Annotated in this window: 29 protein-coding genes; 22 read left to right on the top strand and 7 right to left on the bottom strand. The window is 50.4% G+C overall.

The window, feature by feature from the left end:
* Positions 1-1190: 1190 nt before the first annotated feature.
* From RSJ68_02075 to RSJ68_02065, 3 genes are all read left to right on the top strand, one after another.
* Complete coding sequence (locus RSJ68_02075; protein WNU97572.1) at positions 1191-1379, top strand: excisionase; 189 nt, start codon at positions 1191-1193, stop codon at positions 1377-1379.
* A complete protein-coding gene (locus RSJ68_02070) occupies positions 1349-2284 on the top strand; it encodes a DUF3596 domain-containing protein (GenBank protein ID WNU97571.1) in 936 nt (311 codons plus the stop codon). Before RSJ68_02075 ends, RSJ68_02070 begins: the two co-directional genes overlap by 31 nt.
* 111 nt (positions 2285-2395) lie before the next feature.
* On the top strand, positions 2396-2917 hold the full coding sequence (locus RSJ68_02065; protein ID WNU97570.1) for a nucleoside triphosphate pyrophosphohydrolase family protein: 522 nt from the start codon (positions 2396-2398) through the stop codon (positions 2915-2917).
* A 190-nt stretch (positions 2918-3107) separates the two neighbouring features.
* Here the strand turns inward: RSJ68_02065 and RSJ68_02060 are convergent, their stop codons facing one another.
* Positions 3108-4100 carry a site-specific integrase gene (locus RSJ68_02060; GenBank protein ID WNU97569.1) on the bottom strand — a complete coding sequence of 331 codons (993 nt, stop codon included), beginning with the start codon at positions 4098-4100 and terminating at the stop codon, positions 3108-3110.
* A gap of 371 nt (positions 4101-4471) precedes the next feature.
* Here RSJ68_02060 and RSJ68_02055 point away from each other — a divergent pair, with 371 nt between their 5' ends.
* The 13 genes from RSJ68_02055 (at position 4472) to RSJ68_01995 (ending at position 14123) form a co-directional block, all read left to right on the top strand.
* Positions 4472-5704: an integrase arm-type DNA-binding domain-containing protein gene (locus RSJ68_02055; GenBank protein WNU97568.1), complete on the top strand. Its 1233-nt coding sequence runs from the start codon at positions 4472-4474 to the stop codon at positions 5702-5704.
* Between the two features lie 15 nt (positions 5705-5719).
* Positions 5720-6532 (top strand): hypothetical protein, encoded by an 813-nt coding sequence (locus RSJ68_02050; protein WNU97567.1) that lies wholly within the window; start codon positions 5720-5722, stop codon positions 6530-6532.
* 146 nt (positions 6533-6678) lie between these two features.
* Positions 6679-6894 carry an AlpA family phage regulatory protein gene (locus RSJ68_02045; protein WNU97566.1) on the top strand — a complete coding sequence of 72 codons (216 nt, stop codon included), beginning with the start codon at positions 6679-6681 and terminating at the stop codon, positions 6892-6894.
* A 64-nt stretch (positions 6895-6958) separates the two neighbouring features.
* On the top strand, positions 6959-7198 hold the full coding sequence (locus RSJ68_02040) for a helix-turn-helix domain-containing protein (protein WNU97565.1): 240 nt from the start codon (positions 6959-6961) through the stop codon (positions 7196-7198).
* 16 nt (positions 7199-7214) lie between these two features.
* Positions 7215-7913, top strand: coding sequence for a hypothetical protein (locus RSJ68_02035; protein ID WNU97564.1), 699 nt, complete (start codon positions 7215-7217; stop codon positions 7911-7913).
* A 68-nt stretch (positions 7914-7981) separates the two neighbouring features.
* Positions 7982-8524, top strand: a complete 543-nt coding sequence (locus RSJ68_02030; GenBank protein ID WNU97563.1) for a terminase small subunit — start codon at positions 7982-7984, stop codon at positions 8522-8524.
* 287 nt (positions 8525-8811) lie between these two features.
* Positions 8812-9063, top strand: coding sequence for a hypothetical protein (locus RSJ68_02025; GenBank protein ID WNU97562.1), 252 nt, complete (start codon positions 8812-8814; stop codon positions 9061-9063).
* Between the two features lie 136 nt (positions 9064-9199).
* A complete protein-coding gene (locus tag RSJ68_02020; GenBank protein WNU97561.1) occupies positions 9200-9415 on the top strand; it encodes a PTS sugar transporter subunit IID in 216 nt (71 codons plus the stop codon).
* Positions 9412-10536, top strand: coding sequence for a primase-helicase zinc-binding domain-containing protein (locus tag RSJ68_02015; GenBank protein ID WNU97560.1), 1125 nt, complete (start codon positions 9412-9414; stop codon positions 10534-10536). The genes RSJ68_02020 and RSJ68_02015 overlap by 4 nt, the downstream gene beginning before the upstream one ends.
* Complete coding sequence (locus tag RSJ68_02010) at positions 10533-12269, top strand: DUF927 domain-containing protein (protein WNU97559.1); 1737 nt, start codon at positions 10533-10535, stop codon at positions 12267-12269. Before RSJ68_02015 ends, RSJ68_02010 begins: the two co-directional genes overlap by 4 nt.
* A 562-nt stretch (positions 12270-12831) precedes the next feature.
* Complete coding sequence (locus RSJ68_02005; protein WNU97558.1) at positions 12832-13170, top strand: type II toxin-antitoxin system RelE/ParE family toxin; 339 nt, start codon at positions 12832-12834, stop codon at positions 13168-13170.
* Entirely contained in the window at positions 13167-13484 is a 318-nt protein-coding gene (locus RSJ68_02000; protein ID WNU97557.1) for an XRE family transcriptional regulator, read from the top strand. Before RSJ68_02005 ends, RSJ68_02000 begins: the two co-directional genes overlap by 4 nt.
* A 375-nt stretch (positions 13485-13859) precedes the next feature.
* Positions 13860-14123: an Arm DNA-binding domain-containing protein gene (locus RSJ68_01995; GenBank protein ID WNU97556.1), complete on the top strand. Its 264-nt coding sequence runs from the start codon at positions 13860-13862 to the stop codon at positions 14121-14123.
* Positions 14124-14422: 299 nt separating this feature from the next.
* Here RSJ68_01995 and RSJ68_01990 read toward each other — a convergent pair whose 3' ends face one another.
* The 6 genes from RSJ68_01990 to RSJ68_01965 form a co-directional block, all read right to left on the bottom strand.
* The gene (locus RSJ68_01990) at positions 14423-15805 is read right to left on the bottom strand and encodes a TolC family protein (protein ID WNU97555.1); all 1383 of its coding nucleotides are present in this window, start codon (positions 15803-15805) and stop codon (positions 14423-14425) included.
* A 75-nt stretch (positions 15806-15880) separates the two neighbouring features.
* On the bottom strand, positions 15881-16171 hold the full coding sequence (locus RSJ68_01985; GenBank protein WNU97554.1) for a helix-hairpin-helix domain-containing protein: 291 nt from the start codon (positions 16169-16171) through the stop codon (positions 15881-15883).
* 213 nt (positions 16172-16384) lie between these two features.
* A complete protein-coding gene (locus tag RSJ68_01980) occupies positions 16385-16861 on the bottom strand; it encodes a DUF1877 family protein (GenBank protein ID WNU97553.1) in 477 nt (158 codons plus the stop codon).
* A gap of 231 nt (positions 16862-17092) precedes the next feature.
* On the bottom strand, positions 17093-17767 hold the full coding sequence (locus tag RSJ68_01975) for a glutathione S-transferase (GenBank protein WNU97552.1): 675 nt from the start codon (positions 17765-17767) through the stop codon (positions 17093-17095).
* Between the two features lie 91 nt (positions 17768-17858).
* Positions 17859-19796: a MacB family efflux pump subunit gene (locus RSJ68_01970; GenBank protein ID WNU97551.1), complete on the bottom strand. Its 1938-nt coding sequence runs from the start codon at positions 19794-19796 to the stop codon at positions 17859-17861.
* A gap of 95 nt (positions 19797-19891) precedes the next feature.
* The gene (locus RSJ68_01965; protein WNU97550.1) at positions 19892-21073 is read right to left on the bottom strand and encodes an efflux RND transporter periplasmic adaptor subunit; all 1182 of its coding nucleotides are present in this window, start codon (positions 21071-21073) and stop codon (positions 19892-19894) included.
* 331 nt (positions 21074-21404) lie between these two features.
* Between RSJ68_01965 and RSJ68_01960 the strand changes: the two genes are divergently transcribed.
* From RSJ68_01960 to RSJ68_01935, 6 genes are all read left to right on the top strand, one after another.
* Positions 21405-21836 (top strand): type IV pilin protein, encoded by a 432-nt coding sequence (locus RSJ68_01960; GenBank protein ID WNU97549.1) that lies wholly within the window; start codon positions 21405-21407, stop codon positions 21834-21836.
* Positions 21837-21961: 125 nt separating this feature from the next.
* Positions 21962-22711, top strand: a complete 750-nt coding sequence (gloB, locus tag RSJ68_01955; GenBank protein ID WNU97548.1) for a hydroxyacylglutathione hydrolase — start codon at positions 21962-21964, stop codon at positions 22709-22711.
* 199 nt (positions 22712-22910) lie between these two features.
* The gene (locus RSJ68_01950; protein WNU97547.1) at positions 22911-24074 is read left to right on the top strand and encodes a hypothetical protein; all 1164 of its coding nucleotides are present in this window, start codon (positions 22911-22913) and stop codon (positions 24072-24074) included.
* Positions 24075-24086: 12 nt separating this feature from the next.
* A complete protein-coding gene (locus RSJ68_01945) occupies positions 24087-24881 on the top strand; it encodes an SDR family oxidoreductase (protein ID WNU97546.1) in 795 nt (264 codons plus the stop codon).
* Positions 24882-25057: 176 nt separating this feature from the next.
* On the top strand, positions 25058-25630 hold the full coding sequence (locus tag RSJ68_01940; GenBank protein ID WNU97545.1) for an SCP2 domain-containing protein: 573 nt from the start codon (positions 25058-25060) through the stop codon (positions 25628-25630).
* 20 nt (positions 25631-25650) lie between these two features.
* Positions 25651-26541, top strand: coding sequence for an NAD(+) kinase (locus RSJ68_01935; GenBank protein WNU98332.1), 891 nt, complete (start codon positions 25651-25653; stop codon positions 26539-26541).
* Positions 26542-26605: the final 64 nt, after the last annotated feature.

Genomic DNA, 26605 nt, shown 5'->3' with positions numbered 1-26605 from the left:
TCAAAGATGTCGATAGACTATTCTATTGATAATATTAAATGGCTTATTAGATCATTGAATGAAAACAAATGCTGCGGGCAATGAAAACAGTATCAACACCGGAACCATCTGCAACGGAAGCATCTACAACGGACCTAGGTACTCTCCGGTCACTAGGGAAGATAGCTGCTGGTCGTTGGTATGCATCATCACCTCTTGCTTAGGTTTTATCTTTCAGTGAGTAATAAGAACTAGATCCTTGCAACCATCCCTGCTTCCAAGCAAGGCTGTCTGCCTTGTCAGAGAACCTTGCTTTCTACCTCAATACCCCTTTTGATTGCCGATTTGGTCTCGACAATCTGCCCTTTGTCCGTAGGTATGACTTTCTGAATCGGTGCAGATATGCTGTGAGCGAGCTTAAAGTGCCTTTAACCCGGCATGCATCATAGTCATTGCCGGTGGTGGTACAGATTCCGTTTGCACCAATGTGCGGACCTGATTTTGTCAGCCACCGATGGACCAAGTCCGGATAACACCAACGAGACCTACATCAGCGTAGGGGATATTAGAACCTTGTCCGCTCAATCGGTGCCTGATTAGACTAAGCAGATGGGAAAGTGTGCCTGACCAAGTTCTCTGGTTAGTGAGTTTTGCCAAGGGCTCGGGTAGAAACCATTTCAAAAATATCAATCCATTGATATTTAATGTTATTTCTACTTTATATTAAAAACCGTGCGGCACTCAGCATTAACAGAACCTAGTTCCATTACATGAATGCACTTGTGACTATCGTACTTTTTATAGGGATAACTAACTACGTCAATCCAAAGTAACCTGTTATTCACTCAGTGAACAAGGGCTTTTCCACGTTTCAAACCGCCATATGTCTGCCAATATTCATCCATTCTTTGAGAATGGGCTGAAAAAATTTTAGGGCTTCTTGCTGCTAATATAGCAGGTACCGATATAGGCAATGGATGCGCACCTGACACTGTTGCTTATCCCAACGGTAAATCACCCGCCACGACGCAGTGTGGAACACAATCTGCCGTGGACAATGGATTAACTAAGCCGCTTAAAGGCGAACTCTAAATTTGGAGGAAAAATGCAAACAGAAAGACGACTCAGGTTACCTGATGTCCGCCACATGGTTGGCTACGGTACTACGACCACTTACTGCAAGTCCTAATTACTCATATGGAGGATTGAATATGCTGAACCAAATCCAGTTGAAACGTTACGCCGAATTGTCAGGCTATACAGAAAAGGCTTTAAGGGACAAAATCAGCACCGGCGTTTGGGTAGAGGGACTCCACTACTACCGTGCGCCCGACCGCCACATCTTAATCAACGTAAAAGAGGTAGAAAAATGGCAACGAAACGAATACCAACCGGTGTAGTTATCCGCGATCGCAGTATCAAAATATGGTTCATGTATCGGGGTAAACGATGTTGGGAAAGCCTGCCGCTCAAGCCCACCACCGCTAACATCCGGCACGCTACTAAACTCTGGGAAGAAGTATGTACCCGAATCGACATCGGCGTATTCGACTACGCCGAATTCTTCCCCGATTCCAAACGGGCTGAAGAAACGGAGCGCAGCCCCACCTTCCGTGAGATGGCCGAAGCCTGGCTAGCCACCGTTAACCAGCTATCCCACTCCACACTATCCCTCTATCGCGGCATGCTCAACAGCCACGTCCTGCCTAAAATTGGCGAAATGCCGACAGACCGTATCCAGTACAGTACCCTAGCCGGGCTGCTGGCTACCTTAGACTGTAGCGCAAAAACTCGCAATAACGTCGCCACCGTTATTCGGCAGCCGTTTGTTCTTGCGCTCCGCGACGGTAGGATAAAAGACAACCCCGCCCAGCATCTAGCCAACGCCAAAGTGCAGAAAGAGCCGCCCGACCCGTTTACGCTCGAAGAGACCGAATCCATCCTAGGCTACCTGAAAAACAAACCTGTGTTTCACAATTACTTCGAACTGGCCTTTTTCAGCGGTATGCGTACCAGCGAGCTCATCGCCCTCACTTGGCAGGACATCGACTTCCAGAGGCAGTGCGTGCGCGTAAACAAAGCATCCGTGGCTGGCAAGCTCAAAAGCACTAAAACCCACAGCTGCCGAGACATCGAACTCAATAGCCGCCCCTTGGAAGCCTTACGCAGACAATGGCAAAGAACAGGACTAGCAAGCGGATACGTTTTCATCAATCCAAAAACCGGCAACCTGTTTGAGAATGACAAAGTACCTTGGAGACCGTGGCAGCACGCCATTACAGGGTCGAGTAAATCAACGTCATAACCTGTATTACTCCCTACGGATTGAGCCCCTACTACCAAGCGCAGGCGGTAAACCAAAACAAGCCGCATGACAAAAAAGAATACATCGTACAAATCGAATAGGAGTTTATAAATGAACATTGAAAAAATCATTAATTGGCTTAAGGCAGCAAAACCAAATCCGACCAGTAAAGATGTGATGGTTCAGTTTGCTTGTCATTTTGAAGAAATCAAAGAAATGTGCAACGCCATGAATCTACATTGCGATGATGTGGCTTTGCAAGAGTTGCGTTTTAAGAGTGATTGCGCCCCATATCTAAAAGGCGTTGAAAGCATGGATGAAAATCAGTCTATCGAGATTTTAGACGCGTTATGCGACCAAATCGTAACGGCAATCGGCGTGGGATATATGATGGGCTTTGATATGGTCGGCGCGCTGAAAGAAGTCAATTTGTCAAACTGGAGCAAGTTTGACGAAAACGGCAATCCGATTTTCAACGAGAACGGGAAAATCGTAAAAGGCGAAAATTACTTTAAGCCCGATTTGGCGAGTTTGTACGGAACAATAATGCGCCGTCGGCTGAATAACTACCAATCCGACAGGCGGCGGAAATACCGCCTGATGAAAATACGAAAGGGCAGAAGATGTATCTAACAGCGCAAGAATGCGCGGAATTACTACACGTCAAACGCGCAACATTCGTTAATCAGACTTGCAAGCAGTCTGACTTTCCAAAGCCGTTTGTAATTTCGCCGCGCAAACGGTTATGGCCGAAAGCCGAAGTACACGACTTTATCCGTCGCCGCCGACAGAAATAAAGAAACCGCCTTAACAAGCGGTTTTTTCAATCCAACAAATCGGCAAGCTCCCCAATATCGGGGTTATAGTACACGTTCAGCAATATGCGTAAATCCTTATGACCGCTAATTTTTGCTAGTTGCATAGGCTCGACTTTCGCCGCCATGCGCGTCAATGCTTTGTGGCGCGTATCGTGGAAATGGAAATCATCAGCCCCCTCGACCCTAGCCCGCGCACGTCTGAACATCACGTCAAGCGTGTGGGAGCTTATATCAAACACAGAACCACTATCAGAACGTGGCAATCTATCCAGTATCGACATCGCCTTTTTGGATAATGGTACGTCCCGACTGCTCCCGTTTTTCGTTATCGGCAGATGCACGACGCGACGGTTTAGGTATACATCCCGCCAAGCCATGTTGCAGATTTCACTGGCTCGCATCGCAGTTTCAATGGCAAACAGGACAGTTAAGCCGACACGTTGTTTTGTCGTGATAATAGGCACATCATCGACGACACCAAGTTCGCGCACCACCGCCGAAACAATTTCGTCGGACGGAATATAATTCCGCGCCTTGCCTTTACTTGGGCGGCGGATTTGCAATAGAGGATTTGACGGCAGAAGCCCCCATTCCTTGACCGCCATTTGGCATACGGCAGAAAGGGTTTCCAGTTCACGCCTTACTGTTGCGTCCTGTACCTCTTTTTTTCGATTATCGCGCCACTGAGCAAAATGATAAGGGCGCAAATCACCAACCTTAATATCAGCCAATTCAGACCGTAGCGCACGATTCAGCCGGTACGTTTCCGCCCTACTTCCTCGTTTCGTCGGAGTGATTTCATCACGGTATCGGACGATCAGGTCGGCGAAGTATAGGCTTTTTGGCGCATTTCCCTGAATGCCGTCTAAAATTGCCGCCTCAGTCCTCGCCGCCCAAGCAACAGCATCAGACTTCAAAGTAAATGTTTCAGACTTGGTAACACCTTTCAGGCGCACTTTGACACGGTATTTACCGTTCCGTTTTTCGATTGTTGCCATCGGTATAGGTTTGGGACAAATTAGGGACAAGCCATTATATGTTATAAAAGACCATAATCAATCATAATCAACTATCTTCAATTTATATCATATTGTTTCGTATATTAAATAGATTCAAATTAACACTAATCAATCATAACCTATTATCTGTTTAATCGCACTCCGTCCGCACCACCTAACCCCTTTCAGGGGTTATTTTTTTGTCTAATCAAATCTAACGCAGTAATCAAGATTCAATACTGGTAAGGCTTTCAGGCTATTAACCCCCTTGCCAAATGTCTAAATACCCCCAATGCCGTATAATTGAATAAACCAAAATATGGGGGTATGATTCGGGGAATCTGACAACACTCATAAAAAACATACCCCCAATGCCCCTAAACGACCGCCAAATCAAAGCCGCCAAGCCGTCTGATACTGGAAAGAAAGCCAAGTTATTTGACGGGGGCGGCCTGTATCTTGAAGTTACCCCAGCAGGTGGGAAAATTTTCCGCCTGAAATACCGTATAGATGGCAAAGAGAAAACATTTACTATCGGCAAATATCCGACCATATCACTGGTAGAAGCCCGCCAAGCCGCCGAAAATGCCCGCCGCTTGCTTGTATCGGGGCAAGACCCCAGCGAAGCCAAGCAACAGGAAAAACGCGAACGGCAAGCCGCCGCCCTAAATACCTTTGAAGCCATCGCCCGCCGCTGGCATTCTGACAACCTAATCCGCTGGAAAGAAAACCACGCCGCCCGAGTGTTGAGATATTTTGAAACCGACGTTTTCCCCGTTATCGGCGAAATGCCGATACAGGAAATCAGGGTAAGCGATATTAAAACGGTTCTCGACGGCGTAATGACACGGGGCGTGAACAATACGGCGGAAAAAATCAGGGAATGGACAGGCTCGATATTTGACTATGCTGTCATGCTTGAAGTAGTGGAAACCAACCCCGCCTATTCATTGCGGAAATACATCCCCGCCAAGCAGACCGACCATCGCCCCGCCCTGCCCCGTGAAGAACTGACCGAGTTTTTTCGCCGCCTGATATTGGCAGAGATTGAGCCGCAAAACAGAATAGCCCTGATTTTGAATATGCTGACCTTTTTACGAAGCACGGAACTAAGGGGCGGACAATGGAATGAAATAGACTTTGACGCGGCAATATGGACAGTTCCCGCCCAGCGTATGAAGCACGAAAAGACCGCGCCGAAACCGCCCCATGCCGTGCCGCTGGCTGACTGGACGCTTGAACTTTTGGCAGAACTGAAAGAGCTTACAGGCAATACGCCGTTTCTGTTTCCGAGCCGCACCAAGACGGACGGTTTTATCAGCGACGCAACCATCAGCCGAATCATTGAGCGCATGGGCTACAAAGGCAGAGTAACCCCGCATGGTTTCCGCTCGCTTGCCAGCAGTGTTTTGAATGAACAAGGTTTCAACCCTGACGCGATAGAGCGACAACTTGCCCACATTGAAAACAACAAAATCCGCGCCGCCTATAACCGCGCCGATTATCTGAATGAGCGCAAAGAATTTATGCAATGGTATAGCGACTATTTGCGGGAGCGATACAACCAAGCATTGCAACTGATTGAATATAACAAGGCACATTGAGGCTAAATTCTACAAATGAAAAAAACACAGGCACAAAAAAATATTCTTCAACGAGAATTTAAGCGAATGGCAAATAGTAAATACTATTTAACTATTCAATCTTTATTTGAAAAAATAAAAAATGATTTTAAAGATGAACTTAAAGAACGGGGCGGTAAATCATCTCTTGAGATAACTTATCAAGATATTGCCACTTGGCTTTTAGATTATGATTTTTACTCTTGTAGTTTCATATTTACTACTGAAAATTTACACGATGCACAAATTCAATCTGATTCCATGCTTGATTTTTATCAGTATGATGACTGCTACTTTATTTTATATGACGAACTAATAGAAATAGAAGAATCTGGAGGTATTCCCGAAAGTAAATTATTGCTTAACACTAAAGAAGCAACTAACGCATATCGAGATACGTTAGGCAGCTTACTTGATTATCTAACAGGAAATTCTAACACCTTACCTGAAAAAATAGAGAGAACGAAACCTGATTTATTTATGGCAACTAGTGAGTTTGCGGAATATCCTACACTCATTCACAATCTTCAAGATGAAATTAGCCGTCTAAAATCAACACACCCACAAAATGAAAATAAACAAGCTAATTACAATAGCCCACCACAAACACTACAACTTGCCAATCAAGCATTTTCCAAATTTTGGGGAAACGCATCCCCACTTGAAAAAGACACACAGCCAAATAATTCAGATATTGCTAAATGGGTAATTGAGCAATCAGGAGGGAAAATCACGCAAACAATGGCAGATAAAATAGCGCAAATCATTCGCCCTGATTGGGCTGCAACGGGAAGAAAACCCGAAAAATAAAAAAAAGTAATCTATCTTTCCAGCCTTTATTTATAGGGCTTTCAACAAGCGGAATCAGGTCAAGTTAAATCCTGATTCCGTTTTTTTGTTTGCCTGTCTTTCGCAAAATACACCCAGTTAATCCAAACAAACGAAAGGCAAAGTAAATGAATAACACAGTATTAAGAGCAGAAAGTGTAGCCCGTGAATTAGGTGTTTCCCGTGCGACTATCTGGAATTGGGCAAACCCTAAGAGCCGCCATCACCGCCCTGATTTTCCTAAGCCTATCAAACTTTCCGAAAATATTACCGGCTGGCTTTCCAGTGAGATTGAAGAGTATCTTGGAAAACTGGCAGCCAAACGCGAAGAGCGGGCAAATTGATTTATCAGGCGCAAAACAAATGCCGCCTGAACGGACATTCAGACGGCGGAAAGGATTATTAAGCATGAGCAGCTATTCTACCAACGGCAAACCCAAAACGCCAAGTCAACGAGAGCGCGTTTTGTCCCGATTGAAACAGGGCAGCGTTACATCATGGGAGCTTTCCCAAATGGGCATATTGGGCTACAACACGCGCATCATGGAGCTTCGCAGGGCGGGGCATGACATCGTTACCGTGATGGAAGAAGTAACCAACCAATTCGGGGAAACCGTGAAACGCGGTCGATTCGTATTAATCAATTAAATCAGGAGCTTTAACTATGAATATCGAATATACAAAGACAACTTTTGAGACCCGCCAAAAGTTACTGAAAGAGGAAGAGGACAAATGCAGCGAACTGACCGCCCAAATTGAAGCGGCAGAAGCGGGCGTTACAGAAGCGCAGGCGGTTATCAATGAATTTGCGGGGCTACGAAACAGACGCAAAGGCATATTTGCCAATTTATTGAAAATGGGCAAACCCACAAACAGCGAAGAAGCCAAAGGGCTTGATTCAGAGATTGCCGCCAAACGCGAAGAGGCAGACCGCGCCGCCGATATGCTGGAAGCGCAAAAAGAACTGTTGGAAAGCCTTTTTGATGAACGCCGCCAGCATCTGAACCGCATTTCAGAGCTTCGCAATTTATTGTTCGTTTCCCGATATGAAATGTTTGTCATCGATATAGAAGAAACCCACTTGCCCGAGTATATGGAAGCCGCGCGCGCCTATATCAAAGCTGCCGCGAAATTGGTGGGAATCGGTAAAGCCGCCGTTGAGATGAAAACGAAGCTACAAGAAAACGGTTTGCGGGCTGATTGCCCGTCCTATGGGCAATCCCTGCCAAATCGAATCATTGATTTACGTTTACCCGGCTTCTTCAACATGATGGACGGCACAGGCGGGGAAGAAAACGCTATTTTCGACATCTTGGAAGACGTGGAGAAAGAAAAAGAAGCGGCTTTGGACAATTTGAAATAGCAACACTCAAACAACCGCCCAAAGGCTGAAAAATCGCTATTGGGCGGCGTTCTAAAAGGATTAAGGACATGACCCCGAAACAAGAACAGTTTGCCCGTCTGTATGTGGAAACGGGTAATGCGAGCGAAGCATATCGGCAAGCCTACAACGCCGACAACATGAAGCCCGAAACGGTAACGAATGAAGCCTATAAGCTGCTTCAAGACCCCGATATTTCCGCGATGGTAGATGACCTCAAGGCAGAGGCACGGCAACGCCACGCGGTAACGGTGGGCGACCTGTTGAGCGAACTGGAACAGGCGCGGGCGGCCGCATTGGCAGCCCCTACACCGCAAAGCAGCGCGGCGGTATCGGCAACGATGGGCAAGGCAAAAATGCTGGGCTTGCTGGTGGATAAGGCGGAAATCAAGGCAGAGGCGGAAATCAGCCAAGTGAAACAGGAAGAGCGCAAATGCCCGTTAAGCCAAGAGGAAATAAAGCAAGTCAGCAACACTTTTTTTAATAAGCCGTACAGTGAAATTACGCTTGCCGACATCATCGGAATCGTTGGAAACGACATAGCGCGCATTGAGTATGCAACTGTCTTGATTGTGCTGGACAAAATAATTTAACCCGTCCAATGCAAAAATCATTTGACAAATCGAGCCTTGAGAATCAGAATTTAGGTTCTCTCTTAAATTAACTAGCCCAAATCAGCAGGGTAAACGCTGATTTTTTATCGCCAAAATTCTTTTACGGGCGTTTGTAATGTTATCAAACGTTAGCATTTCAGACGACCTATCACGAGTTATGGCGGTGTGTGGTAGCGGCAACGCCCACGCCTGACTAGTTACAGGAGAGAGCACCGCCCCCTATTTCGGGCATTTCTCAAATCTCAATTTAACTAGGAGCATTTCAAATGCAATCTTCAAATTCTATTCAAATCCAAGACGTTCAATACCCATCAGAACAAGGCTTTTGCGCCGTCGTCCACGAACCGACCGCGTATTTAGCCGATATTGACGTTCATTCATGTACCGCCCGCCGTTTGGGTATCTATCCATCACACGCCGCCGCCGTTGCCGCCTGTCAGTCGTTTATTGCTTCGCTTTCAGACGACCTAAAAGCATGGGCTGCTTTCAGTGTAACGACAGCCGAACAAATCCGCTAAATCCCTGAAAAACACCCGCCTTTATGCCGCCCGTTTTGGACGGCATAGGGCAAACTTCGCCCTAGTGTTTTTGTAAGTATCTGATTTTTCGATACTTGATATTTTTGGTGCGCTGGGGCATGGAGGACATGAAACCATGAAACCGACTGACAAAAACGACCGTTTCCGCCGCTATTCCAACCGCGCTTTGCTGGTGTTTGGGGTGTTGTTGATGGCTTTGGCAATCCGAGCCTGTAACCAGCCCGCCCATGCAGACACGGAGCAGGCAATACAGACAACACCGACCATATGGGAGACCGACCCGATGGCGGGAATAGTTTTAGAACCTGTAACAGGGGAGGCAGAGCAATGAAACCGACCTATCAAGACATCAAAGCCACCGCGCAATACCGCTGGCAGGAAATCCACGCCGCCATCGGCATAGACCAGCGATACTTGAAAAACAAACACCAGCCATGCCCCGCGTGTGGGGGTAAAGACCGTTTCAGGTACGACGACAAGGACGGCAACGGCACATTCATTTGCAGCCATTGGGAGAACGGCGCGGGCGACGGTTTCGGCTTGGTAATGCACTACCTGAATTGCGGTTTTGACGAAGCATTGCACGCCGTAGCGGGCGTGTTGAACATGGGCGGTGCAAACCCCTTACCGATACCGCCCACACGCCCACAGACGCAACCACGCCCCGAAAAAGACCAAATCGGCAAACTTGCAGCATTGTGGGACGGGGCAGAACCGATAACCGCCGATTCCCCCGCCGTGCAGTATTTGAAATCACGCGGTTTGGACATGGTGCAGTTACCTGAAAACGTCCGTTTTTTGAGAGAGGCGGATTATTGGACGACGGGGGAGGACAAGCCGCTTTTTATCGGTCGTTTCCCCTGTATGGTTTGCGCCATCCGCGATACGGGCGGAGGGCTTCAAGGCTTACACATGACCTATTTTCAGACGACCTATGACAAGCCATATGGAGAGGACGGGCTACATGCCCCGCATTATCAGAAGCTGGCAATCAAACACCCCGAAACGGGCGAAGCCCTGCCCGCCAAGAAAATGCAGAGCCGCAAACAGGGCAGCATTTCAGGCATGGCGGTTCACTTGTTCCCCACCCCTGAAAACGGACGGCTTGTCATCGCAGAGGGCATAGAAACCGCCCTTGCCGCCCGCGAACTGTTCCAAGCCCGCGATTGGGGCTTATCCGCCGCCTTGAGCGCAAACAGCTTGGCGAAATACCTGCTTTCAGACGACCTGAAAGAGATTGCGATTATTGCCGATAATGACACCCCGCGCCCCGTAGGTTTCAAAGCCGCGCATGATTTGGCAGTTCGAGCCATCAAGCAGGGAATCAAGGCGCGCATATGGCAGAGCGACACGGCAGGCTATGACGCATTGGACGAACTGAAAGAAGCAAAAAGGTCGTCTGAAACCCAATCAGACGACCTCATACAAAACACCGGAGGAAAAGCAGCATGAAAAATACCGAAACAGCGAAGCAGGAAAGCACCAAAAACTATAACATCAACGACATCGAACCATACCGCCCGCGCCCCCGCTTCGATACCGACCATCGGGGCGTATGGTGGATAAACGTCAGGACAAGCAAAGAAGGCGAAGCCATCGAAGCAGAGCCGCTATTGCTTTCCGACCCTATCGACATCATCGGCACAGGGCAGGACAACGACGGCGCGTATTACCGCGTTATCCGCTGGCAGGACAAAATCACACGCCAAACCAAGACCGCCGCCATCCCACAAGCGGAAATCGGCACGGTTCAGGGCTGGCAGCGTTTGCAGGGTTACGGCTTAACCGTCATGAGCGGGCGGGCAAAAAGGGAAAGACTAGCAGATTATTTGCAGACACAGGGCAGCCGTACCGCCTTTACCATTACCGACCGCGCGGGCTGGCACGGCGACACCTACATCATGCCCAGCGGCGAAACCATCACGGCAGACGGCAAAACCCCCGCCGTCATCTACAACGGCGACACCAGCCAAGCGGCGGCATACCGACCAAACGGAGAGCTTGGCGACTGGCAGCAAAATATCGCCCGATACGCAGCGGGAAACAGCCGCCTTTGCCTGGCATTGGGCGCGTCCTTTGCCGCCCCCTTGCTGTCCCTGTTGAGCGAAGAATCGGGCGGTTTCCATCTGACGGGCGATTCATCTGACGGCAAGACCACCGCCGCCAAAGCAGCCTTGAGCGTATGGGGCAGACCATCGGGCAGCCTGTTGTCTTGGAGCGGCACAAAAATAGGCTTTTCCAATACCGCCGCCGCGCGCAATGACGGCTTGCTGGTATTGGACGAAATCGGGCAGGCAAGCCCCCACGTCATCGGCGACACTGTTTACAGCGTCATGAACGGAATCAACAAAGTGCAAGGCGCAAAACAGGGCGGCAACCGCGCCTTGAGCCGCTGGAAAGTGATGATGTTCTCGACAGGCGAAAAGACCCCCGATTCCATCCTGAAACACCACAAAGGCGATTGGAACGCCGGGCAAGCCGCCCGTCTGCCCAGTATCAGAGCCGCCGCCCGATACGGTATTTACGACACCTTGCACGGCTTCGAGAGCGGCGCATTATTGAGCGAACATATCGCCCAATCCGCCGAACAATATCACGGAGCGGCGGGCAGGGCGTTCATCCGACGGCTTTCAGACGACCTAGAACAAGCTAAACGGCAGGCAAACGAGCGCATGACCGCATTTATGGAGACCGTCCCCGAATTGTCAGGGCAGGCGCGAAGAGTGGCGAAACGCTTTGCCCTTGCCGCCGCCGCTTTGGAGCTTGCCGCCCCCGTTACAGGCTTGCCCGCAGGCGTAGGCATGGCAGGCGTGAAACAATGCTTTGATGAATGGCTGGAAACCAACGGGGCGGGGAAACACGAAGACCGCCGAATCATCGAGCAGGCGGAGGACTTTATCGACCTATACGCATTGGGTATGAGGTTTGTGGACTGGAGCGATAAAAGTACCAACAAAGACCATGCAGGCTATCGGAAACAGGAGGGGGAGAAATTGGAATTATGGGTAATCCGCCGCGTCTTTGCCGATGAAATCGCCCAAAGCTTCGATGAATTGAAAGTTTGCCGCGTGTTGTCAGACGGGGGATTGCTGAAATACAACCACAAAAACAAAGGCTACCAACACCAGCGGAAAGGGAACGGCTGGTTTTATGTGCTGACCCCCAATATGGAACTGGACGACTGACCGTTTGCATAGGGTTAATTCAAAACGCCCACCAAGCCCGCCATGACTGATACAGGCGGGCTTTTTTGCGCCCATTACTTCAGACAATCCATACCCAAACGGCAAAGCGCGCTGATAGCACAATTACGTCCTGTTTCCGCCATGACCGACAAAGACAGACGAGGGATAAATAATTTCAAGACCAATACGCGCGGACAGATAAAACCCTATGCGCGAGGCAAAATCATTTGGTACCTTTGGAACCACAAAACTTTACATTTATAACCATATGAATATCAATATAAAAATAAAGAAAAAACGGTACCAAATGAACATAAATTTACTTGGTACCGATTTGGTACTATTTGGTACCCCTTTATATTCATATGGTTACGCCCAAAAAATAGGAGCGGTACCAAACGGTACCAAAGTTAAGATATGTGTTTTGGTACCGTGAAAGCCATGACTGGCAAGGCTTTTAGCCATTGGTACCAAAGGTACCAAACGATTTTGCGTTTTTTTGTATATATACGCTTTTTCTTTATTCTTGCCTCTTGCTGCTTATCTGTATAAAATTTGATACATGAACAGAGAGAAGCCGATTGAATGGCGTGATACATCGCTAGAAGACCTAAAAGCCTTTCCGATTGAAGCGGTAAGGCATTTCGGCTATGAATTGGGATTGATCCAAAATGGCTTAGAGCCGACAGACTTTAAACCGATGATTAGTCTTGGCAGCGGGGTTATGGAACTTAGAAAACGTTTGCCCGACGGGGCGTTTAGAGTGGTTTATGTGGCTAAGTTTGAAAAAGCCGTCTATGTATTGCACAGCTTCCAAAAGAAGAGCCAAAAAACCGCCCCGAAAGACACAGCAATTATCAAGAGCCGATATAGGGCATTGATACAGGAGATAGAAAAATGACATCGAAAACCACGCATATTACACCGGTAGGCGGTAATGTTTTTGCCGATTTGGGTTTTCAGCCTGACGAAGCCGCCAAACTCAAGGCACATAGCGATATGATTATCAGAACCAAGTTACAGCTTGCCGAAAGCGTCAGCGCATGGATAAAAGAGCAGAACTTGAAACAGGAACAGGCGGCAGAAATCTTTAACACCAGCCGCCCCCGTGTTTCCGATTTGGTAAACGGCAAAATCAGCAAGTTCACGATAGATGCGTTATTAACCATGCTTGCTAAGACAGGCAAAACGGCGGAACTGAATATCAGCCGCTAATCTGATGGCGAACAGCTAAAGTGGAGTAATGCTTACCCCTGAAAAATTTTGACTTTGACAAAATGGGGGGTTATTTGGGGGTATATCCTCATTTCTTGATTATTTTAATGATATAAAACAATGTATTAATCCTTTGGTTTGTGTCTTATCCCAACATACAAAAACGCTTGAAAATTTCAGGCGTTTTTTTTTTCGTTTAATCCTGTCTAATACCATCAACCAATCTCAGTAAATACAGGTCTTTCAGGCTGATTGCTATCCTATTGTCTTCTTCCTGATTGTATAATTCCGTCTAATTCATCTTAATTGAAGTAACCTAAAATTTACGGTATCTTTTGCGGTATCTGAAAAATACCTCGAAAAAATACCGTAAAAATGAAGCTGAACGAGCGCCAAATCAAAAACGCCATACCCTCCGAAAAACCATTCAAGCTGAATGACGGGAAGGGCTTGTATCTGTATATCAATAGGAACGGCGGGAAGTTATGGCGGTTTGACTTTTCGTATAACGGCAAACGGAAAACGCTTTCAATCGGCAAATATCCGACCGTATCACTGGTAGAAGCCCGCCAAGCCGCCGAAAACGCCCGCTGCTTGCTTGTATCTCCGCCCTACTTTTATACAACCATTTGTATATAAATAATTTTATTCAGTATTACATTTTATTGTTCCCCGTTTCTCGTCTTTTCCCGTTTACACAAATCTACCCGAATCGGCATAAAAATGTCGGTGCTTTTGTTGTTGCATGGCACAATGCATCAAAAAAGCACCGACAAAACTATTGAGACTGCTGCTCTTTGCGATGTGCGGAAAAATCAGAAAGAACCAATGCTTAAATCCGCCGTAATTAGCCATTTGCCGTGGTTTTAAAGTAAGTATTTCTTGTGCATCAGGTCAGTCAAATAAAGAACCGGCATCTTCGATTAATTTGTTCATTCCTACTTCGGCGTATAACGTCCTGCCATCGCTTTATACACCATGTTTTCGTATTTCAGCGTTTCGTACCGCTGGTTCAGCACGTTTTGGGCGGAGCCGTATTCCGTGTTCAGCGCTTCGAGCCAGTCTTTCAGCTCGTTTTTGCCGTGTTGGTAGCGCACTTGGTAGTAGCGGCTGTTTTTCTTGTCCAAGGCGTAACGCTGTTCTTGGTTGTTGAGCGCGGCTTGGGCGTTTTGGTAGGCGAGGTAGTTGGTGTTGACTTCGTTCAGCGCGGTGGTCAGGGCTTTTTCAAAGTCGAGTTTGGCACTGTCGAAATTGGCTTGGGCGGTTTTGTCTTTCCATTTCATGGTCTGCCAGTTGAGGAACGGCAGGTTGATGGTGGCGGAGCCGCCCAAGAGCGGGATATTGAACGCGCTTTTGGCTTTTTCAGATGACGTGCTCAAGCTCGCGCCCAATGTAATCGAGGGATACCAACTGCGTTTTTGCGCTTTGACGGACTGGAGCGAGGATTGCAGGCGGTATTCGGCGGCGCGCAGGTCTGGGCGGTTCGCCAACACGGTAATCGGTACGTCGAGGTTCACGCCTTTGACGGGCAGCAGGCGGTATTGCGCGGGGTCGGCGGCGATGGCTTCGTTCGGCTTGAGATTGAGCAGGTTGCGTAAAACCTGTTTTTGCGTGTCGAGGCTGTTTTTCAGGGAAATCAGGTTGTTTTGCGCGCTCAAGAGCGATTGTTTCGCCTGCATCGGCTGGCTGGAATCGGCTCTGCCGTAGCGGAACTTGGCATCGGCAATGCGGTTGATTTCCTGATATTGTTTGAGGGATTTTTGCGCCAATTCAATGGCTTCGTTGAGATAAGCGATATTGAAATAGGCGTCGGCGACATTGTTGATCAAAGTCAGGCGCGTGTTCGCCATATCCTGCTGCGTAGCTTGGTATTCCCATACTTGCGCGTCGGCGGTGGCACTGAGTTTGCGCCACAAATCCAATTCGTAACTCAAGCCGAGCTGGCTGCTGAAGGTGTTGCCATGGCTGCCGGTTTTCAGGTTTTTGGATGTGGACGCGCCCACCGAGCCGCTGAACGACGGCACCAAATCCGCCCCCAAAATATTCGCCTGATACAGGGCTTTATTGACGCTGATGGCCGCCTGTTTCAAATCGATATTGTTTTCCAAAGCCTGCGTCATCAGGGCGTTGAGCTGCGGGCTTTGGTAGATTTCCCACCAGTTGCCGTTCACGTCGTAACGTTCGGCGGTCTCCGCCGCGCTCATGACCTGCCCCGTCGATTCGAGCGTGAGGTTTTGGTCGGTGCCGTGGACGGCGCACGCGCTTAAGGCAAGGGCGAGCGACAGGGATAAGGCCGTCTGAAAAAAAGGTTTTGTCTGCATGTTGTGTCTTTCGGTTTAAGGTTTCAGACGACCTGAAAAGTTTGGAGGTCGTCTGAACAATCTCATCGGCTGCGTTTATTTATCGGCTAAAAACACTTTTCGCTGTTCCGTAAAATGCCACCACGGCTTCGGTTCGTTCCCCTGCATAAAATCAACCAGCGACAGGAAAATGTCGATCATGCAGGGATCGTGTCGGGTTGCGGTCAGGCTGCACAGGCGGTCGTACATTTCGTAAGCGTCCTGACCCGCCAAATCCTGCGGCTGCGTGATGCCGAGCAAAGCCAAATCCTCCGCCACGGCTTTGCCGACATTGGGCAGGTCGGTCAATGTATTCAGCTTGCTTCGTTGTACTTTGTCGGGGTTCATGTTTTACCCTTTGTTTTGAAGGCCGCCTGAAAACCTACAATCGGATGGATCAACTTGTTTTCGCGGGCAAAGCCCACGCTACTTTCGCCGCCGTCATTCCCGCCTGCGCAGTAATAACGACAAAGCCATTTCTTATTTGAATTTATGTCGGATACAAGTATCCGACTTACTTTTTTCAGACGACCTTTTCCCATTCAAAAAGGTCGTCTGAAATCATGAAATCCTGACCACCACGCCGCAATGCTGTTCGGCGGCGGTTTGGTAGAACGCGGCAAGTTCTTTAAACCGCTGCGCCAATTCCGCGCGGGTTTCGGCAAAGGCTTTTTCATCGCCCCAAATATCGGGGTAGATTTGGTTGTTTTGAAAATCTGCTGCGGTTTTGCCGTCGAGCAGCGCGGCGAAGTCGGCTTGGTTCAGGGCTTGGGCTACTTCGGCGGTTTCGGTATCGTCGATCCAGCCGGTGTGTTCGCCCGCTTCTTCGTCCTGCCGCAGGATGTTGCCGATAATGGCTTTGCTCAACGGGTTTGCCGCGTCGGCATCGTCCGAGCCTTTGCCGGTCAGGACGAAATGCAGCGCGTCCCATAGTTTGCCTGCGCTGCATTCTGATACGGCGGCGGGGGTGCCGGAGGAGGCTTTGATTTGTTCGATGCCGCTTTGCGGATAGGCTGTGTATGTTGCGTAAACGTCCATAGGTTTCCTTGTATTGAAGGCTGAAGTGCCTGTTTCGGGAGGGGTCGTCTGAAATATAGTGGATTAACTTTAAACCAGTACGGCGTTGCCTCACCTTGTCCTGATTTAGTTAATCTACTATATGTTGCGGATTCGGACGACGCTCGGGCTGTTTTCGCAATGTATTGTGTGAATCGTGTGTTCGGTGTTGTGTCGGGCTGTCTGACCCGACTTTTGCTTTTTCAGACGACCTTATTTATCCAAACGCAGCAGCGGGCCGCCTGCTTTCTGTACCGCCGTTTGATAGGCGGGGTCGTTTTCAATGCGCTGCAAATAGGCGCGGATGTTGGGATAGTCCGCCAATCCGAAGCGGTCGGCGGCGGCTTGCAGCGGGTAACTCATCATGATGTCGGCGCCGCTGAGCCGGTTGTTGACCAGCCAATCTTTGCCGTTTAATTCGTTTTCGACATAGGCTAGATGCAGGGCGGCTTGCGGTTCGATAAAGCCGTTTTTGACGTTGCCGCTGATTTTGCGTGCAACGGGTTTGATGAAAAACGGCATGGGGGCGTTTTCTATTTTGCGGAACACCAGCCCGAGCAAAAGCAAGGGCATCAGCGAACCTTCGGCATAGTGCAGCCAGCGTTGATAATGCCAGTAATCTTGGCTGCCACGTTCGGGCATGAAGCGTCCGCCGCCGTAGGTTTGAATCAGGTAGTCGGTAATCGCGCCGCTTTCGTTGAGCACGAATCCGTCGTCGTCGATAACGGGGGATTTGCCCAGCGGGTGTACGGCTTTGAGTTCGTCGGGTGCCAGCTGGGTTTCGGGATGGCGCGCGTAGGTTTTGATTTGATACGGTGCGCCGATGAGTTCGAGCAGCCAGACGATGCGCAGGGCGCGGGATTGTGCCAATACATGCAGGGTAATCATTCGGTTTTCCTCGGTGTGTATGTTCATTGTGATGACAATAGCCAAACGGGGTTTTCAGACGACCCTTTGGGTTTGGAGGTCGTCTGAAACCTTAATCTTTAGACAAGGCATCAATCGGATTGAGCTTGGAGGCTTTGTTGGCGGGCATAAAACCGAACGCTACGCCGATGGCGGTGGAACAGACAACCGCGCCGATGACGGAGCCGATGGAAATTTCCATCGGAAATTCGGTAACGAATTGGTTGAACACGAGGCTGATGGCAGTGGACAGCCCTACCCCGACCAAACCGCCGATAATACAGATTAAGACCGCTTCAATCAGGAATTGTTGCAGGATGTTGTTGCGCCGCGCGCCAATCGCCATGCGCACGCCGATTTCTTTGGTGCGCTCGGTTACGGACACCAGCATGATGTTCATCACGCCGATACCGCCGACCACCAATGAAATCAAGGCGATAGAGGAAATCAGCAGCTTCATCGTGCCGGTGGTGCTTTCAACCATCTGCTTGATGCTGTCGCTGTTGTTCATGAAAAAGTCTTCCGTACCGTGCCGCGTTTTGAGCAGCTCGGTCAGCCCTTTTTCGGCGACTTGGGTGTTGGCATCGTCTTTGATTTTGACGGTAATCGAGTTGGTGTGGCTCTCGCCGGTGATTTGGTGCATCACGGTCGTATAGGGCGACCAGAGCATCAATACGTCGGCGTTGCCGAAGGAGTTTTCTTCCTTTTGCATCACGCCGATGACGGTCAGCGGGCGTTTGTTGAAGAGGACGGTTTTGCCCAAGGGATTGACGTCTGTGCCAAAGAGTTTTTCTTTGGTGTTTTGGTCGATCACGACGACTTGCGCGTCTTCTTTTACATCGCCCTCGTCAAACAGGCGGCCTGATTCCAGCTTCAGCCCTCGCACGTCGAAATATTGTTCGCCCACGCCGTAAAGCGAGGCGGACAAATCGGTGTTGCGGTAAGTCAGCGTGCCGCCGGAGGTGGTTTGCGGCGTGGCGGAAGCGACGTAGCTTTGCTTGGCGATGACTTTGGCATCGTCAATGGTCAGGGTTTTAATCCTGCCGCTGCGCCTGTCACCGAAACCGCGCCCGGGGAAGATGCTGATGGTGTTCGTCCCCATCGCGCTGATGTCTGCGAGGATTTTTTTCTCGGAACCGTTGCCCAAAGCGACGACGGACACGACCGAGGCAATGCCGATGATGATGCCGAGCATGGTGAGGAGCGAACGCATTTTGTGCGCCATAATCGCCTGCACCGACATTTTGAAGGCTTCGACGAATTGGTCGTAATAAAACAGCCACGAAGATTTTTCTTTGATGCGTTCTATTTTGCTTTCGGGGATTTCGGGATTTTTTGAACTGTCGGAGATGATTTCGCCGTCGCGGATTTCGATGATGCGGTTGGCGATGGCGGCAATACCGGGATCGTGCGTCACCATAATCACGGTATGCCCTTCTTTATGCAGCTTTTGGATGATTTCAATCACATTTTTGCCGCTGGCGGTATCGAGCGCGCCGGTCGGTTCGTCGGCAAAGATGATTTCGCCGCCGTTCATCAGGGCGCGGGCGATGGAGACGCGCTGTTGCTGACCGCCGGAAAGCTCGCTGGGTTTGTTGCCTTCCTTGCCTTCCAAACCCAAATCCTGCAACAATTTTTCCGCACGATTAGAACGCTCTTTGCCGCCCATGCCCATATACACGGCAGGCAGGGCGACATTGTCCCGCGCCGTCAGCGAGCCTAACAAGTTGTAGCGTTGGAAAATAAAGCCGAAGCGTTCGCGCCGCAATGCCGCCAGTTCGTCCGGCTCCATTTTGGCGGTTTCGATGCCGTCGATTTGATACGAACCCGAAGTCGCGCTATCCAAACAGCCGAGGATGTTCATCAGCGTAGATTTGCCCGAACCGGATTGCCCGATGATGGCGACGAAATCGCCCTTCTCTATCGACAGGCTGACATCTTTCAAAACATGAACGCGGTTCGCGCCGCTGCCGAAGTAGCGGTTGATGTTTTTACATTCGATTAAGCTCATAAGTGTTTCCGACCGATAATGATGTGTGGAGTGGAAAGGTCGTCTGAAAGGGGATTTTGCTAAGAAACAAAACTTTCAGACGACCTATTGCCTATTTATCTCGGCGGACCGCCCTGCATGGCGCGTTGTGCCGCCTCGGCCTGCTCCGCCGCGCTCATTTCCGACATCACCACCTTGTCGCCTTCTTTCAAACCGCTTTTGACTTCGGTATTCATACTGTCTTTCAGACCGACCGTAATCTCGCGTTCCGAAGCTTTACCGTCCGCACCCAAAACGCTGACAAACGATTTGCCGTCGTGTTTTTTAATCGTCAGCGTCGGCACGAGCAAAACGTTTTTCACGCCGTTGATTTCAATCGTATTCTGCGTCGTCATACCGATAGAAAGTTTGCCGTCGGGATTGGGCACCAAAGCGCGGGCGTAGTAGTAAATCGCATTGGAAGTCGTGTCCGTGCTGGTGGTGTAGCTGCCCAGCGACATCGTGGTCAAGCCCGGGTCGACACTGTCAAGCTTCGCCTTAATCGGCGTATCCGGTTCGGACAGAATCGTAAACGAAATGTCCTGCCCCGCTTTGACCTTGGTAATATCGCCTTCGGCAATCTGCATTTTGTTCAACATCGTATCCAGATTCGCCAACTGGATAATCGTCGGCGTGGACTGTACCGCGTTCACCGTCTGTCCTTCTTCCACCGGAATCGCCACCACCGTACCGTCCATCGTCGCGGTAATGCGGGTATAGCCCAATTCCGATTCGGCGGTATTAATGGAAATTTTGGTTTGCTTGATGGAAGCCTTCAGCTCGGCAACGTTTGCCTTAGCCGCGGCCAGCGCATCCTTCGCGCTTTCCAAATCCTCTTTGGACGTCGCGTTTTCCTTCCACAAAGCCGCCTCGCGCTTGTATTTCTTCTCCGCGCTGTTCAACGCAATTTCGGCAGAAACCAATTTCGCCTGATACGTTTCCAACTTGGATTTTTCCGTATTCAGCGTGTTCACCTGAGTGGTCGAATTGATTTCCGCAATCAAATCGCCCTTTTTAACCTGCTGCCCGAGCTTGACGTACAGCTTCTTAATCTGCCCCGAAGCCTGCGCGCCCACCGACACCAGATTCGACGGCGAAATCTCGCCCGTAGCGGATACCGTCTGGCTGATGTCGCCGCGTTTGACCGTTTCCGTGATGTAAGAAGTTTGAGGTTCGGGCTGGAAATAAGACCACGCAGCAAACCCAAGTACCGCAGCAACCGTTATTCCAACCGTCCATTTATTAATGATTTTTGCCATAACTGACTTTCTGATTCATCCATTTCATCTGTTCAATCCGGCACCCGACTCATGTCGCATAATCCCAACACTTATCCGCCGAAAACGCGCCGAAAACGCTGAAAACGGGCGGATTTTACTGCAAGCCTTTACTCCAGCCAAGTCAACGGCAAATCAAATAAAATCATAATGAATTGTTTTATAATCATTTTATAAAAAACCATTTCCAAGATATTGCAACGCATTTACATATTTTCCCAATCCTGAAATTTATCCAAACATTCAAAATGGGAGAAAAGAACTATAATTACAGTCTGAATTCCCGCCCATACAATAAAAATTACGACATATCATGAAAAACACATTACAAAAAGGCTTCACGCTGGTCGAGCTGCTCATCGTCATCGTCATCCTCGCCATCCTGGCCACCCTCTCCTATCCTTCCTACGAACGCTTTATCCGTAAAAGCCGCTTGGAGAACGTCCGTTCCGAGCTGCTGATCAATGCCAAAAACCTCGAACGCTTCTACGCGCAAAACCGTACGTTTGAGAATTTCCCGGCAACAGACCTGGTTCAAAACGAATACTTCACCATCCAGTTTTTCAACTATCGAAACACCCCAGAAGAGAAAAAGAATCCGTCCGCCTCGGGCTTCCTGCTCGAAGCCAAGCCGAATGACGAATACAAAAGCAAAGAGACCTGCTCCGTCTATCTCGACAGCGACGGTATCTTTTGGGCAAGCAATGCAGATTGTCCCGGATATGAACACATAGACCAAAAATAATCCGAACCTGCTGCCGCATTCTTCTCCGTTCATATAAAAGGTCGTCTGAAAACTTGTTCAAGATTTTCAGACGACCTTTTCATCATCAGCTAAAATCTGCCATTTCCAAGTCAGAAAACCACATCATGAAAATCACCCCCGTCAAAGCCCTAAACGACAACTACATTTGGATGATTCAAGACGGCAACCACGCCGCCTGCGTCGATCCGTCCGATGCCACGCCCGTTTTGATATTCCTCGTCCGTAACCGCCTGATGCTGGCGCAAACGTGGATTACCCATCTGCATCACGACCATATCGGCGGAGTTCAATCTCTCAAAAACGGCTTTATGGAATCGCCCGTGTACGGCGAAGCGGATATCGATGTGGCAACGCATACGGTTACGGCGGGTACGCAGTTTCCTTTTGGCGACGGGCTGGTTACCGTGTGGGCGACGCCCGGCCATACCGACCGCCACGTCAGCTATCTTTTGGAAAACGCCGAAGGTCTGCACGTTTTCTGCGGCGATACCTTATTCTCCGCCGGCTGTGGCAGGGTGTTTACGGGAACGATAGAAGAGTTGTACGACAGTTTCCAAAGATTCAATCAGTTGCCCGAAGACACGCTGTTTTATCCCGCGCACGAATACACCGCCTCTAATCTGCGTTTCGCCGAATTTATCGAACCGGAAAATCCCGATATTCAAGCGGCTTTGCGCGCGGCGGAAGATACGCCGACCCTGCCCGTAACCCTTGCGCATGAACGCAAAATCAATCCGTTTTTACGGGTCGATTTGCCCCAAGTCCGCGAACGGGTTGAGGAATTGGCAGGGAAGCGATTGAACAACGGTTTGGAAGTGTTCGCGGCGCTGCGGGAATTGAAAAACCGGTTTTAGGTCGTCTGAAAACTCAATCCAGCCAATTCAAACCCAAACAATTGATGCCTTCTCCCGTGCCTGTATAAACACGGACGGGAATGACAGCCCTTTTATTTCAATCGGCCATAAAACCTGCATTCCAATCTATTGCAGGGATTTTGAATACTTTCGCCCCGATAAACTATAATCGGCACATTCAGACGACCTTTCCCAAGCCATGACCCGACAAGTTTTCATCCTAGGCGACCAGCCTCTGCCCGAAGGTAGCAGCAAGCCCTATGCGCTTTTGACGGCGAATCCGACCAAGGAACACCACTATATCGCCCAAACCGAGCAACGGCAGCATGCGCACAATCCCCAAGTCAGCCCGCAAAACCAAAATGTTTACCGGCTGCCCCTATCCTTGTTTGGCACTCATCCCCATCAGCCGCATGATGAAGGGAAAAAACGCAAACACTCTGCCAAACCGGCCGCCCCGCCCGAAGCGGCAAGCGTCAACATCATCGGCAATCTGGCTGCGAAAAACCTCTACACGCTGACTTTCGTTGAAAACACCGGCAACCAATACAACCTCGAAAGCTGGTTCAACCGCCACGAAAGCGGCTACGAAGATGCCTGCGAACACTTGCGCGCGCTGCCCGGATGTCGTCTGAAAATGAGCGAAGCGAGTTTCGTTAAAACGAGCAGCGCGAGTTTCGCCAAAACGAGCGAAGCCGGTTTCACCCAAACAGACTCAGTCAACGTCCCCGATGCGCTGTGGCGCGTGCTGCGACTCAAATTCCTCGGCATTTTGCGCAATCCCCGCAACCATCAAAACCCGTTTGCCTACCGCCTGCTTCAAATCCTGCGTTCACGGCTCCCCGAAGCGGGATTCGAGTTCGTCAGCCTCATCAGCCGCCGCGATCCGAAACGCATCGAATCCATCATGCAGGATTTCCATTTTTCCTTTCTCGGCTATGTCAACTGGCTCTCAGGGCTGTATGGCATGTTGAGCGAAGGCGTTTCACAACCGTCGCTGTTTGAGCGGTTGTTCTGCGCCGTTTTTGCCGAACCTCAAGCCGTGAAAATCGAGCTGTTCCGCTATCCCGACGATACGGGGCTGTGCCTCTTCGGCGACAGCGGTTTCTGCATTCAGGCATCGTCCGAACTCATCAGCATCGGCGTCAATATTTCCCACGATATGTTTGCCGTCGTCCATCTGCAAGCCGCACGCTGGCACGATTTTAAAAATACTTTCCATCATGACGCGCCGAAACTGCAAGGCAAAGTGAAGATTATCGACGGCGAACAAACCCAACGCATCATGTTCAACCGGCTCTGTATCCGCCAATCTCACGAAGCCGTGTTCGGCAGAAGCCCGAACGTAAAAGACTACATCTAAACCATCAAAATCATGAATACTTCCCCCGACGCATCCATCTTAGGCTTAGGCTATCTCGGTCGTCCTTTGGCGCAGAAACTTTACGAAAACGGCAGCCGCGTTGCCGCTATCAAACGCAGCCTGACTTCGGACGATATCAATCTGCCCATACACCTCGACACCCTCGACCTCAATCAAGACGACGTGTTTCAAGGCGCGAACCTTGCCCGTGATACAAGCTTTTGGCGGCACCACGCCGACAAACCCGTTTGGTTCTGCCTTTTGCCGCCATCCTCGCTGACGCATTACGCCGATACCGTCAAACAATGGGCAGAACTTGCCCGAGCGTGCAATGTGCAGCATCTGATTTTCACCAGCAGCACCAGTGTTTACGGCGATAAAGCGCGCGAATGCGACGAAACTGCCATACCCGACCCGCAAACCGAATCCGCCCGCCAAATCCTTGCTGCCGAACAATACCTGCTCGACAGCGGCGTGCCGAACATCGACATCCTGCGTCTGGGCGGGCTTTATTGCACCGAACGCCACCCCGTCAGCCGCCTTGTTCAAAAGCAAAACATCCCGGGCGGCAACCGGCCCGTCAATATCGTCCACTGCGACATCGCCGTCGAAACCCTGTTTCAGACGACCCTCCATCCAAACGGCAGGCGCATCCGCAACATCGTCGAACCTCGCCACCCGACCCGCCGCGATTTCTATACCGCCGAAGCCGCCAAACTCGGCCTCCCACCGCCCAATTTCGCGCCCGACGGCACCGGCGGCGGCAAAATTGTAAATACCGTTTCCGCCGACGGATTAAGCCTGTAAAATTGGCGCTCCGCAACCGTTTCAGACGACCTTTCGGCAGCGGCAAAACCAAAACCAAAAAACACAGTCTTACTTAACGTAGTGAGTCGACAAAATCAGGATAAGGCGAAACATCGCCGCACAAATCAAGTTCACCCACTATACAACCCCAAGCCCGAAAGTATCGAGAACACCCTATGTCCGCCCTATTTCCCGTTATCAACCACCTGATACAGCAAAATCCGGAACATCAACAAGACCTGTCCCGCCTGTCAGGCAAAACCCTGAGCCTCAACCTCGCCGGATTCGGACTGACCGGACGCATCAATCACGACGGCTTCCTCGAAACCGCCGACCAACCCGCCGACACCCTCATCACCTTCCACCAAAGCGCCATCCGCAAAATACTCACCGGACAAGAACCTGGTGTCGGCGACATCAGCCTCGAAGGCGACCTCATGCTCGGCATGACCGTCCTGCCCATACTCGGCAGCCTGCGCTACTACGCTTCAGACGACCTCGCCCGCATCTTCGGCGACTCACTCGCAGGCAGCATCAGCGAACGCGCCGCAAACATCGGGCAAACCGTCAAAAAAATCGGACAAAGCATAGCCGAGCAAATCAGCGACTTTTCCCGCGAACCCGAATCCCCCGTTATCGACGCCGCCACCCTGTCCGCCTGGATGGAAGAAGTGGACAAACTGCGCGATGACGTCGCCCGCCTCAACGAACGCCTCGACCGGCTCGAACGCGACATCTGGATAGACTAATTTTCAGACGACCCATGCCTATGAACAGCCCGTTTCACAACATCGGTATCGTAACCCGCCCCAATACCCCCGAAATCCAAAACACCGCCCACACCCTCATCCACTTCCTGCAGGGACACGGCCTCACCGTCTATCTGGACGAAATCGGCATAGAAGAACGCTGCATCTATGTTCAAGATACCGTCGGCTGCCACATCGTCAGCAAATCCGACTTGGGCAAACACTGCGACCTCGTCATCGTCCTCGGCGGCGACGGCACATTCCTCTCCGTCGCCCGCGAAATCGCTCCCCGCGCCGTACCCGTTATCGGCATCAACCAAGGGCATTTAGGCTTCCTCACCCAAATCCCCCGCGAAAACATGACCGAAGAGCTGCTGCCCGTCCTCGAAGGCAAATACCTGCCCGAAGAGCGCATCCTCATCGAAGCCGCCCTCGTCCGCGACGGACAAACCTTCCACCGCGCCCTCGCCCTCAACGACGCCGTCCTCTCGCGCGGCGGTGCAGGCCAAATGATAGAGTTCGAAGTCTTCATCAACCAAGAATTCGTCTATACCCAACGCTCCGACGGCCTCATCGTCTCCACCCCCACCGGCTCCACCGCCTACTCCCTTGCTGCAGGCGGCCCCATCATGCAGGCAGGCTTGCACGCCTTCACCCTCGTGCCCATCTGCCCCCAATCCATGACCAACCGCCCCATCGCCATCCCCGACACCTCCGAAATCGAAATCCTCGTTACCCAAAGCGGTGATGCCCGCGTCCATTTCGACGGACAATCCTTCATCGACGTACAAAACCTCGACCGCATCATCATCCGCCGCTACCACAACCCCCTGCGCATCCTCCATCCTACCGACTACCAATACTTCCGAACCCTGCGCCAAAAACTCCACTGGGGCGAACAGCTCGTATAAACGCAAAAGGTCGTCTGAAACCCGATTGCCCAGTTTTCAGATATCCCGTCATTCCCGCGCAGGC

Source organism: Neisseria sp. DTU_2020_1000833_1_SI_GRL_NUU_006, from assembly GCA_032388755.1.
GTDB classification, from domain to species: Bacteria; Pseudomonadota; Gammaproteobacteria; order Burkholderiales; family Neisseriaceae; genus Neisseria; species Neisseria sicca_C.
This window is presented reverse-complemented; position numbering and strand designations above follow the sequence as displayed.

What these genes read in the sequence shown, in the direction of transcription:
- RSJ68_02075 (WNU97572.1), top strand. Translation starts at nt 1,191, where the DNA reads ATGCTGAACCAAATCCAGTTGAAACGTTACGCCGAATTGTCAGGCTAT.
- RSJ68_02070 (WNU97571.1), top strand. Translation starts at nt 1,349, where the DNA reads ATGGCAACGAAACGAATACCAACCGGTGTAGTTATCCGCGATCGCAGT.
- RSJ68_02065 (WNU97570.1), top strand. Translation starts at nt 2,396, where the DNA reads ATGAACATTGAAAAAATCATTAATTGGCTTAAGGCAGCAAAACCAAAT.
- RSJ68_02060 (WNU97569.1), bottom strand. Translation starts at nt 4,100, where the DNA reads ATGGCAACAATCGAAAAACGGAACGGTAAATACCGTGTCAAAGTGCGC.
- RSJ68_02055 (WNU97568.1), top strand. Translation starts at nt 4,472, where the DNA reads ATGCCCCTAAACGACCGCCAAATCAAAGCCGCCAAGCCGTCTGATACT.
- RSJ68_02050 (WNU97567.1), top strand. Translation starts at nt 5,720, where the DNA reads ATGAAAAAAACACAGGCACAAAAAAATATTCTTCAACGAGAATTTAAG.
- RSJ68_02045 (WNU97566.1), top strand. Translation starts at nt 6,679, where the DNA reads ATGAATAACACAGTATTAAGAGCAGAAAGTGTAGCCCGTGAATTAGGT.
- RSJ68_02040 (WNU97565.1), top strand. Translation starts at nt 6,959, where the DNA reads ATGAGCAGCTATTCTACCAACGGCAAACCCAAAACGCCAAGTCAACGA.
- RSJ68_02035 (WNU97564.1), top strand. Translation starts at nt 7,215, where the DNA reads ATGAATATCGAATATACAAAGACAACTTTTGAGACCCGCCAAAAGTTA.
- RSJ68_02030 (WNU97563.1), top strand. Translation starts at nt 7,982, where the DNA reads ATGACCCCGAAACAAGAACAGTTTGCCCGTCTGTATGTGGAAACGGGT.
- RSJ68_02025 (WNU97562.1), top strand. Translation starts at nt 8,812, where the DNA reads ATGCAATCTTCAAATTCTATTCAAATCCAAGACGTTCAATACCCATCA.
- RSJ68_02020 (WNU97561.1), top strand. Translation starts at nt 9,200, where the DNA reads ATGAAACCGACTGACAAAAACGACCGTTTCCGCCGCTATTCCAACCGC.
- RSJ68_02015 (WNU97560.1), top strand. Translation starts at nt 9,412, where the DNA reads ATGAAACCGACCTATCAAGACATCAAAGCCACCGCGCAATACCGCTGG.
- RSJ68_02010 (WNU97559.1), top strand. Translation starts at nt 10,533, where the DNA reads ATGAAAAATACCGAAACAGCGAAGCAGGAAAGCACCAAAAACTATAAC.
- RSJ68_02005 (WNU97558.1), top strand. Translation starts at nt 12,832, where the DNA reads ATGAACAGAGAGAAGCCGATTGAATGGCGTGATACATCGCTAGAAGAC.
- RSJ68_02000 (WNU97557.1), top strand. Translation starts at nt 13,167, where the DNA reads ATGACATCGAAAACCACGCATATTACACCGGTAGGCGGTAATGTTTTT.
- RSJ68_01995 (WNU97556.1), top strand. Translation starts at nt 13,860, where the DNA reads ATGAAGCTGAACGAGCGCCAAATCAAAAACGCCATACCCTCCGAAAAA.
- RSJ68_01990 (WNU97555.1), bottom strand. Translation starts at nt 15,805, where the DNA reads ATGCAGACAAAACCTTTTTTTCAGACGGCCTTATCCCTGTCGCTCGCC.
- RSJ68_01985 (WNU97554.1), bottom strand. Translation starts at nt 16,171, where the DNA reads ATGAACCCCGACAAAGTACAACGAAGCAAGCTGAATACATTGACCGAC.
- RSJ68_01980 (WNU97553.1), bottom strand. Translation starts at nt 16,861, where the DNA reads ATGGACGTTTACGCAACATACACAGCCTATCCGCAAAGCGGCATCGAA.
- RSJ68_01975 (WNU97552.1), bottom strand. Translation starts at nt 17,767, where the DNA reads ATGATTACCCTGCATGTATTGGCACAATCCCGCGCCCTGCGCATCGTC.
- RSJ68_01970 (WNU97551.1), bottom strand. Translation starts at nt 19,796, where the DNA reads ATGAGCTTAATCGAATGTAAAAACATCAACCGCTACTTCGGCAGCGGC.
- RSJ68_01965 (WNU97550.1), bottom strand. Translation starts at nt 21,073, where the DNA reads ATGGCAAAAATCATTAATAAATGGACGGTTGGAATAACGGTTGCTGCG.
- RSJ68_01960 (WNU97549.1), top strand. Translation starts at nt 21,405, where the DNA reads ATGAAAAACACATTACAAAAAGGCTTCACGCTGGTCGAGCTGCTCATC.
- gloB (WNU97548.1), top strand. Translation starts at nt 21,962, where the DNA reads ATGAAAATCACCCCCGTCAAAGCCCTAAACGACAACTACATTTGGATG.
- RSJ68_01950 (WNU97547.1), top strand. Translation starts at nt 22,911, where the DNA reads ATGACCCGACAAGTTTTCATCCTAGGCGACCAGCCTCTGCCCGAAGGT.
- RSJ68_01945 (WNU97546.1), top strand. Translation starts at nt 24,087, where the DNA reads ATGAATACTTCCCCCGACGCATCCATCTTAGGCTTAGGCTATCTCGGT.
- RSJ68_01940 (WNU97545.1), top strand. Translation starts at nt 25,058, where the DNA reads ATGTCCGCCCTATTTCCCGTTATCAACCACCTGATACAGCAAAATCCG.
- RSJ68_01935 (WNU98332.1), top strand. Translation starts at nt 25,651, where the DNA reads ATGAACAGCCCGTTTCACAACATCGGTATCGTAACCCGCCCCAATACC.